Below are 11,319 nucleotides of genomic sequence, written 5' to 3'. Positions count from 1 at the left end.
CCCACACCTCCTAAGGACGTACTCACATGCGGCAGGAATCGGTCATCGACGGCATCGGCCACACCCCGGCGGTGCGGCTGAGGGTCGACGCCCCCGAAGGCGTCGAGGTCTTCGCCAAGCTGGAGATGCAGAACCTCTTCGCGATGAAGGACCGGGTGGCCCGGCAGGTGATCCTCGACGCCCGGCGCACCGGCGCGCTGGCCGAGGGCGCGCCGATCGTGGAGAGCTCCTCGGGCACGATGGCGCTCGGGGTCGCCCTGGTCGGCACCTACCTCGGCCACCCGGTGCACATCGTCACCGACCCGCGGATCGATCCCGTCACCCTGGCCAAGCTGCGCACCCTGGGCTGTGAGGTCCACGTGGTGGCGGCGATGACCGGGCAGGGGTGGCAGAGCGCCCGGCTGGAGCGGCTGGCCGAGCTGATGGCCGGTCTGCCCGGCGCGTTCTGGCCGCAGCAGTACAGCAACCCGCAGAACCCCGCCGCGTACCGGGGCCTGGCCGCCGAACTGGTCGCCGACCTGGGGTCGGTGGACGTCGTGGTCGGGGCGGTGGGCAGCGGAGGCTCGCTCTGCGGGACGTCGAGGGCGCTGCTGGAACGCCTGCCGGACGTCTCGGTGGTGGGCGTGGACTGCGTGGGCAGCGTGCTCTTCGGCCAGCCGGACCGGCCGACCCGCAAGCAGAGCGGGCTCGGCAACAGCCTCATCCCGGAGAACATCGACTACCGCCTCTTCGACGAGGTGCACTGGCTGTCCGACGACGAGGCCTTCGACGCCACCCGCCGGCTCGCCCGGGAGCAGAAGATCTTCGGCGGGAACACCTCCGGCTCGGTCTACCGGATCCTCACCCACCTCGCGGCCCGGGCCGAGCCCGGCACCCGGCTGGTCGGGATCATGCCGGACCGCGGCGACCGCTACGTGGACACCGTCTACGCCGACGCCGCCGACGCCGAGGCGGGCGCGGCCGAAGCCGGCACCCTCGCCGCCGCCCCGGAGGAGGTCGAGTACGGCGCCACCGTCTCCAGCTGGTCGTTCGCCCGGATACCCCGCCGGGACCGGAAGCTGCTGCTGTTCGTCGAGTCCAACACCACCGGCACCGGCATGATCGCGCTGCGGACCGCCGTGCGCCTCGCCCTGGAGCCGGTGCTGTTCACCAAGGACGCGGCGCGCTACCCGGAACTGCCCGGCACCGGCTGCCGGGTCGTGGTGTGCGACACCGACGACGAGGCCGCGCTGACCGCGGCCGTCGCCGAGGTGAGCGCCGGCCGCCGGGTGGCGGGCGTCACGACGACCAGCGAGTTCTACCTGGAGCACGTCGCGCGGGCGGCCGCGGCGCTGGGCACGCCCGGCAACCCGGCGGAGGCGATGACCCGTTGCCGCAACAAGGCGTTGACCCGGACCGCGCTGCACGAGGCCGGGGTGACCCAGCCCCGGTTCGCGGTCGTCACGGACCCGGACCGGGACGCGGTCGCGGCCGCCGTCGCCGCGGTGGGCCTGCCCTGCGTGGTCAAGCCGGTCGGGGAGTCCGGTTCGCAGTCCGTGCTGTGGTGCGAGGACGCCGGGACGGCCACCGCGCACGCCCTCGACCTGCTCGCCGTCACCCACAACGTGCGCGGCCAGCGGACCCCGGGCGCGGTGCTGGTCGAGCAGTACGTGGACGGGCCCGAGTTCAGCGCGGAGATGTTCGGCGTGGACGGCGAGGCCCGGTGCGTCGGCGTCACCCAGCGCACCGTCAGCCCGCTGCCGCACTTCGTCGAGACCGGTCACCTCTTCCCCGCCGACATCGACGACGCGCTGGCCGAACGGATCGCCGACACGGCCCGGCAGGCGCTGAAGGCCGTCGGCTTCGAGCGCGGCCCGGCGCACGTCGAGCTCCGGCTGACCGCGGACGGCCCGGCCGTCATCGAGATCAACGGACGGCTGGCCGGCGGCATGATCCCGGAACTGATCCGCCCGGCCACCGGGATCGACCTGCTGGAGCAGCAGATCCGCGCCGCCGCCGGCCTGCCGCTCGACCTCTCGGCCGCGCACGACCGCCGGGCCGGCCTGCGGTTCCTGACCGCGCCGCGGCCGGGCCGGCTGACCGGCGTGACCGGGGTCGGACAGGCCGAGCGGGTGCCCGGCGTGGAGCGGGTCCTGGTGAGCGGGACGCCGGGCCGCGAGGTCCGGCCGCCGCGGAGCGCCTACGACCGGCTGGGCCACGTCATCGCCGTGGGCGCGTCGCCGCAGGAGGTCGGACGGGCGCTGGCCGAGGCGACCGGACTGATCGAGGTCGGCGTCGAGGGGGAGTGACGGATCGTCATGTCCGCCCCGCGCGACGGACCGTCATGCGGGGCGGACGGCGACGGAGCGTCACACTCCGTCCGGGGCACGCAGGTCGACCGGGTGCCCGTGGAGCTCGGCCGCGATCCGGCCGAGCATCCCGTCCCTCTCCTCGCGGAGGAAGAAGTGGTCCCCGGGGTGGACCCGGAGGGCGAAGGGCGCCGTCGTGTGGTCGGCCCAGCCCGCGGTCAGCTCCGCCGGGACGACCCGGTCGTCCCGGCCCGCGAACGCCGTGATGGGGCAGGAGACCCGGCTCCCGGCCGGCGCGTGCCACTGTTCGAGCAGGGTCAGGTCGGCCCGGATCACCGGCAGCATGAACTCCATCAGCTCGGTGTTGGCGAGGATCTCCGGAGGCGTGCCGCCCATCGCGGTCAGCTCGGCCGTCAGCTCGGCGTCCGGCAGGTCGTGCAGCGGCTTCGGCTCGACGGCCGAGGCCGGGAACGACCCGGACACGAAGAGCCGGACCGGCGGCGTGGCCCCGGGCCGGCGCTCCAGCTCCTCGGTCACCGCGTACGCGATCTTCGCGCCCATGCTGTGCCCGAGGATCGCGAAGGGCCCGCTCTCCCGCCGCAGGACCTCCTCGCACAGCGCGTCGACCATGGCGGCCATGCCGGTCAGCAGGGGATCGCGCAAGCGGGTCCCGTGGCCCGGCAGTTCGACCGGGACGACCTCGACGTCGAGGTCCCGGGCCGGCTCCGTCCACGAGCGGAAGAAGTGCGAGGACCCGCCGGCGAAGGGCAGGCAGTAGACGCGGGGCAGTCCGGTCGTCCCCGTGGTCCACGGCAGCCAGCGGGCAGCGCTGTCCTGGTTCTGGCGCAACATCAGATGACACCGTTCTGGTGGGCGAACACGGCGGCCTGCAGGCGGTCCCTGAGTCCGAGTTTCCTGAGCAGCTGGGAGATGTGGAACTTGACCGTCGACTGCACGATGCAGAGCCGCTTGGAGATCTCGGCGTTGGACATCCCGTTCGCCAGCAGTGCCAGGATCTCGCGCTCGCGGAAGGTGAGCAGGTTGAGGCTCAGCGCCGGGAGCAGCGCGGGCTGTTTGTCGCGGACCCAGCCCAGCAGCAGGGCCGCGATGTCGGGGGACAGGAAGGAGTGGCCGGTGGCCGTGGCTCTTATCGCCTGGGGGAAGTCCTCGGCCAGGGTGTTCCGGGTGACGATCCCGGTGGCGCCCGCCAGGATGGACTCCAGCACGGCGTCGTCCTCGGCCGGGGCCATCAGCAGCGTACGGGGGGCCTCCCGGCTCGGCCCCGGGAGTTCGCGGACGAGGTCGATGCCCGTCATGTCCGCGAGTTCGAAGTCGGCCACGACGACGGCGGGGTTCAGCTCCCGGGCCAGCGCGCGGGCGGTGCTCCCGTCCGCGGTCTCACCGACCACTCGGATGTCCGGCTCGGCCACGAGGGCCGAGGAGAGTCCGCTGCGCATCAGCGACTGGCCCGCACATATCAGAATCGGTATTTCCATCGGTTTGTGACATCCCCCTTCTCCGGAGTGGCCCGCCCAGCACGCCCGGTTCCCGCCGGTCCGGGCGTCGCCAGGGGCGCGCCTGCGGCCGGCCGGACATGTCCGACCCCCGTCGGGGAGTGCTGCTCGGATTCGGACTTGATCAGCCCCTGCCGGGCCCGGCGGGCCCGACGGTGTCGAACCCGAGGGCGATGGCGAGCAGCTGGGTACGGCTGCTGGCCCCGCTCTTGCCCCGCATGTTGCGGATGTGGGTCTCGACGGTGTGGTGGCTCAGGTGCAGCAGCCGGGCGGTGGCCCGGGAGGTGCGGCCCTGCGCGAGGTGGTCGAGGATCTCCCTCTCCCGTGTGGTGAACAAAGGGTCAGCCTCCCCAGGAGGTGTCGTCACAGAGGGCGTTGGTCGGGCAGGTGAGGACGGAGGACGCGGTGGGGCCGTCGTGGGCCGCCGCCGCGGTGGCGGAGACGGTCGGGGCCAGCCAGAGGGCTGCGGCGCCGAGCAGCGCCACGGTGGTGGTGATGAACCGCTTCATGGGGATCTCCCGTGGGTCTATGTGGTATCCGCCCCCTTGGTCCAAGGGGCCATGGCTTCACTCTGGCGGGCATCGAAGATCGCCGACATGCTTGGAACCGTTCATCAACTTGCCTGGCAGCAAAGGGGTGTGGGGGTAAATATGGAGAAAAGCGATCAAAATGTGACAGAGCGTCGGACCGGGGCAGGTCAGGGGCATGAATCCGACCTGTCCGTCTACGCATGGTTTGCGGAGAACCGCTACCCCGGCGCCCACGATCCGGCGGTCGTCGCACAGGCGACGGGACTTCCCCCCGCCGGGGTGACCGCGGCGATCGAGCGGCTGCTCGACACCGGACTGCTGGCGCCCACCGGTGCCAGGCAGGAGACCCTGCGGGTGGTCTCCCCCGACTCGGCCTACTTCCGCCGCGCCGCCCCCGTCGAGGCGGAGATCCGCCGGCGACAGGACGACATCGCCCGGATGCGCAGCCGGTTCGACGACTTCTCCCCCCTCTTCCCGGACAGCCGGGAGTCCGGCGAGGGCATCGAGGTGATCCCCACCCTGGCGGAAGTCCGGCTCCTGCTCAACCGGTTGGGCGAACAGTGCACCACCGAGGTGGTCTCCTGCCAGCCCGGCGGCGGTGCCCGGCTCCCCGAGGCGATGTCCGAGGCCCTGGTGCGCGACCGGGCGATGCTGGAGCGCGGCGTGCGCATCCGCACCATCTACCACCACACCGCCCGCTTCAACGGCCCCAGCCAGGCCTACGTCGCCGCCGCCTCCGCCCTGGGCGCCGAGTACCGCACCACCCACGAACTGGCCGGGCGGATCATCATCATGGACCGCGAGACCGCCTTCCTCTCCGCCGCGGGCCCGGAGCTGGGAGCCGTGGTCATCCGCGAACCGTCGACCGTCGCCTACCTCTACGAGATGTTCGAACTCACCTGGGGCCAGGCCACCCCCTTCCAGGAGTCCACCGGACGCGAGATGGAGGCCGTCGCCCGGGAACTCCACCGCACGATCCTGCGCCTGCTCGCCGACGGGCTCAAGGACGAGGCGATCGCCCGCCGCCTGGGAATGTCGCTGCGCACCGCGCGCCGTCACATCGCCGAGATCCTGGAGCGGCTCGGCGCCGACAGCCGCTTCCAGGCGGGCGTCGCCGCCAGCCGGGCGGGCCTCCTGGATACCTGAAAACCGTGATGCCGTCCGAGCCGCAGATGCACCATGCTGACACTCCGACACCACTGTGGCGGATGGCACCACCGAAGGAGACAACACGTGGACTGGGAACGCCTGAGCGAGCGCCCCGGGCTGGATCCCTACCTCCAGGAGCTGGCGCTCTTCCTGGACACCCACTTCGCCCGCACCTTCGGGCTGCTCTGGCCCGAGAACGACCCGGCCGTCCCCCGCAGCGCCGGCGGGCCGCCCGACGCGGCGCTGGCCGGGTACGTCGCCGCGGGCCTGACGGCGCTGCTGGGCTGGCAGGTCGAGGACGCCGCCGGCGCCCTCCCGCCCGGCGGCCACGTCCTGGTGATCCAGTCCGCCGGATCGAGCCGCTGGACGCTCCGGTCGCCGGGCGACCCCGCCGCCGAGGTCTCCACCCTCAGCGGCGAGGCCCTGTACCTCCCGCCCGGCTACCGCTGCAGCGCCCTCCACAGCGAGGACGCGCGGCACGTCGTCCTCACCGTCACCGATCCGCAGGAAGCGCCGTCGGCGCCGGCCGCCGCACTGGCGGCCGACGGCGTGCAGGACTGAACCCGCCGGACTCCGGACGGATCCGGACCCGGTCGATCCGCCGCGCCTCGCCCTCCGTCCCGGTGGCGACGGCCGATCCGGCCGCCGGGGTCACGACCCGGCCTCGTCCCCGCGATCCGCGCGCCGTTCCGGCCCCCTGGTCCCGCACGGTTCCTCGGGCGTGGCCGACGGGCACCCCGCCGTCACCGTCCGGCACGGCATGACCGAGATCACCGCAGGCACCCGCCACCGGCCGGCGGCCGTCCGCACCGCCGTCACCGCCGAGGTCGCCCGCCCCCCGGAGGCGCGCCGGGCGGCCCGGCCCGGCCGCCCCGACTGTGGGGGCACGGCCGGGTGCCCGGTACTACCCTGAAAGCCGAGGCGACGTCCGGCCGCGGACGATGCCACTGCCTCGGGACTCCGCTCAGCCGTCGGACGACGGGAGACCCGCATGAACGACCGCGTCGAAAGCTGATCCGGGCCGATGTACGGAGCGGACGGCCGTGACGCCGCGGGCGCGGACCCGGGCGGGCCCGGGCCGGATCGGCCGGTCCTGGGCGGGCTGCGTTCGCGGCTGCGGGTGCACAGCCTCGCCGGGCAGGTGTTCCTGTGCCTGCTGGTCGTCGTGGTGCTGCTGGTCGGTGCGGCGCTGACGACGCTCGTCCTGCAGGCCCGGAGCTACGCCACCAGCGTGGCGGCGGGCCGCACCCGTGCCGCGGCCGTCGCCCTGGCGCAGGACCCCGGCGTGGTCAGCGCGATGGACAGCCCCGATCCGACCGCGACGCTGCAGCCGCTGGCCGACAAGGTCGCGACGGCGGGCGGTTTCGACTACGTCGTCTTCGCCAGCCCGCAGGGGATCCGCTACACGGCCGAGAAGCCCGAACTGATCGGGAAGCACGTCATCGGCCCGTTCGAGCGCGCCCTCACCGGGCCGACCACCGACAGCTTCCCGACGCCCCTCGGGCGGGTCGTGGAGTCCGGCGCGCCGGTCGTCCGACCGGACGGTTCGGTCTCCGGAGCGGTCGGGGTCGGCATCACCGTGGCGCACGTGGGCAGCGCGGTGAGCCGGCAGCTGCCGGTCCTGTTCGGTGGCGCGGCGGCCGCGCTCCTCGTGGGCCTGGGCGGGGCCGCGCTGGTGCGCCGACGGCTGCGGCGCCAGACGCACGGCCTGGGGGCGGCCGAGATGACGCGGATGTACGAGCACCACGACGCGGTGCTGCACGCGGTCCGCGAGGGCGTGCTGATCGTCGGCGGGGACGGGCGGGTGCTGCTGGTGAACGACGAGGCCCGCCGCCTGCTGGAACTGCCGCCCCGGGTGGAGGGGCAGCCGGTCGCCGAGCTCGGGCTCGATCCCCGGCTGGCCGGGCTGCTGGCCTCCGAGCGCACCGCGACCGACGAGGTGCACCGGGCCGGGGACCGGCTGCTCGCCGTCAACAACCGCCCCACCGCACCGTTCGGCGGCGGGGCCGGCAGCGTCGCGACCATCCGGGACACCACGGAGCTGCGGGCGCTGGCCGGGCAGGCCGAGGCGGCCCGGGCCCGGCTCCAGCTGCTGTACGACGCGGGGCTGCGGATCGGTACCACCCTGGACGCGGCGCGGACCGCGCAGGAGCTGGTCGACGTGACGGTTCCCCGCTTCGCCGACCACGCCACGGTCGAGCTGGCCGACCCCGTGCTGCGCGGCGAGGAACTGGTCCCGGGCCCCGGCGTCGAGCAGGGCCTGCGGATCCACCGCACGGCCACCAGCGGCAGCGGCGACGACTGGCCGTTCCTGCCCGTGGGCACGGAGATCAGCCCGCTCCCCGGCACGCCGCAGGAGAGCGCGCTGAGGGCCGGCCACCCGGTGCTCACCAACGATCTGCGCCGTGAACGGGCCTGGCGGGCACGCGCCCCGGAGGCCGCCGACCGCGTGCTGGCGCACGGGGTGCACGCGCTGATCACCGCGCCGCTGCGGGCGCGCGGCCTGACCCTGGGCACGGTCCACTTCTGGCGGGCGGGCGAATCCGCGCCGTTCGACGACGAGGACCTCTCCTTCGTCGAGGAACTGGTGGCCCGCACGGCGATCAGCGTGGACAACGCCCGCCGCTACACCCGTGAGTACCGGATGGCCGAGACGCTCCAGCGCAGCCTGCTGCCCCGGGGACTGCCCGAGCAGAGCGCCCTGGAGGTGGCCTACCGCTACCTGCCCGCGCTGCGCGGGGTCGGCGGGGACTGGTTCGACGTCATCCCGCTGCCCGGTTTCCGGGTCGCCCTCGTCGTCGGCGACGTCGTCGGCCACGGCCTGCACGCCGCCGCCACCATGGGCCGGCTGCGAACCGCCGTGCTCAACTTCTCCGCCCTCGACCTGCCCCCCGACGAGCTGATCGCCCGCCTCGACGAGCTGGTCACCCGGCTCGACCAGGACGGCGCGGCCGGCGCGGCGGACGACGGCAGGAGCGCGCCCGTCACCGGGGCCACCTGCCTGTACGCGATCTACGACCCGGTCTCCGGGCACTGCAGCATGGCCCGGGCGGGGCACCCGCCGCCCGCGCTGGTCCGCCCCGACGGCGGCGTGGAGTTCGCCGACCTGCCGGCCGGCCCGCCGCTCGGCGTGGGCGGACTGCCCTTCGAAACCGCCGAGCTACGGCTGGAACCCGGCACCGAACTGGTCCTCTACACCGACGGGCTGGTCGAGAACCGCGAGCGCGACCTGGGCACCGGACTCGCCGAACTGCGCCGTTCGCTGGCGGACGTCCGGGACCACCGGTCCCCGGAGGACACCTGCCGGGCCGTGTTCGACGCCCTGCTCCCACCGCGGCGCAGCGACGACATCGCGCTCCTCGTCGCGCGCACCCGGCTGCTCGACCCCGGGCAGGTGGCCGACTGGGACGTGCCGTTCGACTTCGCCGCCGTGTCACGCGTCCGCAGGGAGTGCACCGACCGGCTGACGGCCTGGGGCCTGGAGGAGCTGACCTTCACGGCCGAGCTGATCCTCAGCGAGCTGATCACCAATGCCATCCGCTACGGCGCCGAGCCGATCCGGGTGCGCCTGCTGAAGGACAGCTCCCTGGTCTGCGAGGTCTCCGACGGCAGCAGCACCGCCCCGCACCTGCGCTACGCCGCCACCACGGACGAGGGCGGCCGGGGCCTGTTCCTGGTGGCGCAGCTGGCCGAGCGGTGGGGCACCAGGTACACGGCCCGGGGCAAGGTCATCTGGTCCGAGCAGCCGCTGACCGCCCCCGAGTACCGGTTCGAGGCGCTGCTGGCGTGAACGGGTGGCCGCACGGGACCGGTGTCAGTGGTCCACGGGGAGCCCGCCCTGCTGCTTGATCGGCTTCATGATGATCTGGGAGTTGACGGCGGTGGCGCCGGGCAGGGTGGTCAGCCGTTCGATCCACAGCTTCTCGTAGGCGGGCAGGTCGGCGACGGCGACCCGGAGCAGGCACCCGGGGCTGCCCATCAGCCGGTACGCCTCGATCACGTCGGGGATGGCCAGCAGCTCCTCCTCGAAGGCCTCGACCGATCGGGTGTCCCGCTCGATCGAGACGAGCACCTCGAAGCTCCGGCCGACCGCCTGCGGGTTGACGACCGCGCGGTAGCCCTCGATCACGCCGTCCTGCTCCAGCTGCCGCACGCGCCGCATGCACGGCGACGCCGTGAGGCCCACCCGTTGGGCGAGCTCCTGGTTGCTCAGCCGTCCGTCCTTCTGGAGCTCGCGCAAGATTGCCCTGTCGATCTGGTCCATGGCGCGATTCTCCACCACGAAAGTCGTCGAACGGGCGGAGATCGGCAACCCGATTGCGGTGATTTCGCCGTAATCTTGCGGCTGGCGCGGGCCCTCGCTTCCCGCCACCCACCACCCCCTTTCGGAAACGGACACCTCCATGCAGCCTGCCCTTCGGACGCCGAACGGCTACGGGACCCGGACCGAGCACGACCTGCTCGGCGAGCGGGACGTGCCGGCCGACGCGTACTACGGCATCCACACCCTGCGGGCGGTGGAGAACTTCCCGATCACCGGCACCCGGATCTCCGTCTACCCGGACCTGGTGACCGCGCTGGCCTGCGTGAAGCAGGCGGCGGCGATGGCCAACCGCGACCTCGCCCTGCTGGAGGACGGCAAGGCGGCGGCGATCGTGGCGGCCTGTGAGGAGGTCCGCGCCGGACGGCTGCACGACCAGTTCGTCGTCGACGTGATCCAGGGCGGAGCGGGCACGTCCACCAACATGAACGCCAACGAGGTGGTCGCCAACCGCGCCCTGGAGCTCCTCGGGCACGCCAAGGGCGAGTACGCGGTGATCCACCCGCTGGAGGACGTCAACGCGGGGCAGAGCACCAACGACGTGTACCCGACCGCGGTCAAGATCGCCCTCCACCTCGCGGCCCAGGGCCTGCTGGAGGCCATGGCCGAGCTGCGGGACGCCTTCACCGCCAAGGCCGCCGAGTTCGCCGACGTCCTGAAGATGGGGCGCACCCAGCTCCAGGACGCCGTGCCCATGACCCTCGGCCAGGAGTTCGCCGCGTTCGCGGTCATGCTGGAGGAGGACCGCGCCCGACTGGCCGAAGCCTGTGCGCTGATCCGCGAGATCAACCTCGGCGGCACCGCCATCGGCACCGGCCTCAACGCGCACCCCGCCTACCCGGCCACCGCCTGCGCCCATCTCGGCGCCCTCACCGGCATGCCCCTGGAGCTCGCCGGCGACCTGGTCGAGGCGACCCAGGACGCCGGCGCGTTCGTCCAGCTGTCCGGTGTGCTCAAGCGGATCGCCGTCAAGCTCTCCAAGACCTGCAACGACCTGCGGCTGCTCTCCTCGGGCCCGCGCACAGGCCTCGGGGAGATCAACCTGCCCGCGGTGCAGGCGGGTTCGAGCATCATGCCGGGCAAGGTCAACCCGGTGATCCCCGAGGTGGTCAACCAGATCGCTTTCGAGGTCATCGGCAACGACCTGACGGTCACCTTCGCGGCGGAAGCGGGCCAGCTCCAGCTCAACGCCTTCGAACCGGTCATCGCCCACAGCCTGCTGAAGAGCCTCACCCACCTGCGGGCCGGCTGCCGGACCCTCGCCGAGCGCTGCGTCGTCGGGATCACCGCCAACCACGACCACCTCGCCCACCTGGTGGCGCACTCCATCGGCCTGGTCACCGCCCTCAACCCGCACATCGGCTACGAGAACGCCACCGGCATCGCGCAGGAGGCCCTGACCACCGGTGCCTCCGTCCGCGACCTGGTGCTCCGCAGGGGCCTGCTGACCCCGTCGGAACTCGGCGAGATCCTCAGCCCCGGCAACCTCGCCCGCCCCCACGCCAACTGACGGACCG

Annotated in this window: 11 protein-coding genes; 6 read left to right on the top strand and 5 right to left on the bottom strand. The window is 73.3% G+C overall.

Going from position 1 to position 11,319, the window contains the following annotated elements:
• Window positions 1-26 precede the first annotated feature (26 nt).
• On the top strand, window positions 27-2,288 hold the full coding sequence (locus ACFV04_RS04835; RefSeq protein ID WP_380526819.1) for a pyridoxal-phosphate dependent enzyme: 2,262 nt from the start codon (window positions 27-29) through the stop codon (window positions 2,286-2,288).
• A 60-nt stretch (window positions 2,289-2,348) separates the two neighbouring features.
• On the opposite strand, the gene ACFV04_RS04830 is transcribed toward ACFV04_RS04835, so the two are convergent.
• The 4 genes from ACFV04_RS04830 to ACFV04_RS04815 form a co-directional block, all read right to left on the bottom strand.
• Entirely contained in the window at window positions 2,349-3,140 is a 792-nt protein-coding gene (locus tag ACFV04_RS04830) for a thioesterase II family protein (protein ID WP_380526818.1), read from the bottom strand.
• A complete protein-coding gene (locus ACFV04_RS04825) occupies window positions 3,140-3,784 on the bottom strand; it encodes a LuxR C-terminal-related transcriptional regulator (protein WP_380526817.1) in 645 nt (214 codons plus the stop codon). The genes ACFV04_RS04830 and ACFV04_RS04825 overlap by 1 nt, the downstream gene beginning before the upstream one ends.
• Before the next feature lie 142 nt (window positions 3,785-3,926).
• Window positions 3,927-4,139 (bottom strand): helix-turn-helix transcriptional regulator, encoded by a 213-nt coding sequence (locus tag ACFV04_RS04820; RefSeq protein WP_360261137.1) that lies wholly within the window; start codon window positions 4,137-4,139, stop codon window positions 3,927-3,929.
• Between the two features lie 4 nt (window positions 4,140-4,143).
• Window positions 4,144-4,311: a hypothetical protein gene (locus tag ACFV04_RS04815; protein WP_360261133.1), complete on the bottom strand. Its 168-nt coding sequence runs from the start codon at window positions 4,309-4,311 to the stop codon at window positions 4,144-4,146.
• 300 nt (window positions 4,312-4,611) lie between these two features.
• Here ACFV04_RS04815 and ACFV04_RS04810 point away from each other — a divergent pair, with 300 nt between their 5' ends.
• The 4 genes from ACFV04_RS04810 to ACFV04_RS04795 all read left to right on the top strand — a co-directional run bounded on the left by ACFV04_RS04810 (window position 4,612) and on the right by ACFV04_RS04795 (window position 9,271).
• Window positions 4,612-5,478, top strand: coding sequence for a LuxR C-terminal-related transcriptional regulator (locus tag ACFV04_RS04810; RefSeq protein WP_380335142.1), 867 nt, complete (start codon window positions 4,612-4,614; stop codon window positions 5,476-5,478).
• 87 nt (window positions 5,479-5,565) lie between these two features.
• Complete coding sequence (locus ACFV04_RS04805; RefSeq protein ID WP_380526814.1) at window positions 5,566-6,042, top strand: hypothetical protein; 477 nt, start codon at window positions 5,566-5,568, stop codon at window positions 6,040-6,042.
• A 160-nt stretch (window positions 6,043-6,202) separates the two neighbouring features.
• Window positions 6,203-6,394, top strand: coding sequence for a hypothetical protein (locus ACFV04_RS04800; protein WP_380526812.1), 192 nt, complete (start codon window positions 6,203-6,205; stop codon window positions 6,392-6,394).
• 111 nt (window positions 6,395-6,505) lie between these two features.
• Entirely contained in the window at window positions 6,506-9,271 is a 2,766-nt protein-coding gene (locus tag ACFV04_RS04795; protein ID WP_380526811.1) for a SpoIIE family protein phosphatase, read from the top strand.
• 24 nt (window positions 9,272-9,295) lie between these two features.
• Here the strand turns inward: ACFV04_RS04795 and ACFV04_RS04790 are convergent, their stop codons facing one another.
• Entirely contained in the window at window positions 9,296-9,745 is a 450-nt protein-coding gene (locus ACFV04_RS04790) for an Lrp/AsnC family transcriptional regulator (protein ID WP_360261122.1), read from the bottom strand.
• Between the two features lie 139 nt (window positions 9,746-9,884).
• On the opposite strand from ACFV04_RS04790, the gene aspA reads away from it, so the two are divergent.
• The gene (aspA, locus tag ACFV04_RS04785; RefSeq protein ID WP_380335151.1) at window positions 9,885-11,312 is read left to right on the top strand and encodes an aspartate ammonia-lyase; all 1,428 of its coding nucleotides are present in this window, start codon (window positions 9,885-9,887) and stop codon (window positions 11,310-11,312) included.
• Window positions 11,313-11,319 lie beyond the last annotated feature (7 nt).

The sequence above is a fragment of the Kitasatospora sp. NPDC059599 genome (assembly GCF_042735125.1).
In the GTDB taxonomy this organism is placed as follows: Bacteria; Actinomycetota; Actinomycetes; order Streptomycetales; family Streptomycetaceae; genus Kitasatospora.
Note: the sequence above shows the minus strand (reverse complement) of the source record. Positions and strands in the feature narration are given on the sequence as shown.

Coding starts and splice junctions, on each gene's coding strand:
- ACFV04_RS04835 (WP_380526819.1), top strand. CDS start 27: ATGCGGCAGGAATCGGTCATCGACGGCATCGGCCACACCCCGGCGGTG.
- ACFV04_RS04830 (WP_380526818.1), bottom strand. CDS start 3,140: ATGTTGCGCCAGAACCAGGACAGCGCTGCCCGCTGGCTGCCGTGGACC.
- ACFV04_RS04825 (WP_380526817.1), bottom strand. CDS start 3,784: ATGGAAATACCGATTCTGATATGTGCGGGCCAGTCGCTGATGCGCAGC.
- ACFV04_RS04815 (WP_360261133.1), bottom strand. CDS start 4,311: ATGAAGCGGTTCATCACCACCACCGTGGCGCTGCTCGGCGCCGCAGCC.
- ACFV04_RS04795 (WP_380526811.1), top strand. CDS start 6,506: ATGTACGGAGCGGACGGCCGTGACGCCGCGGGCGCGGACCCGGGCGGG.
- ACFV04_RS04790 (WP_360261122.1), bottom strand. CDS start 9,745: ATGGACCAGATCGACAGGGCAATCTTGCGCGAGCTCCAGAAGGACGGA.
- aspA (WP_380335151.1), top strand. CDS start 9,885: ATGCAGCCTGCCCTTCGGACGCCGAACGGCTACGGGACCCGGACCGAG.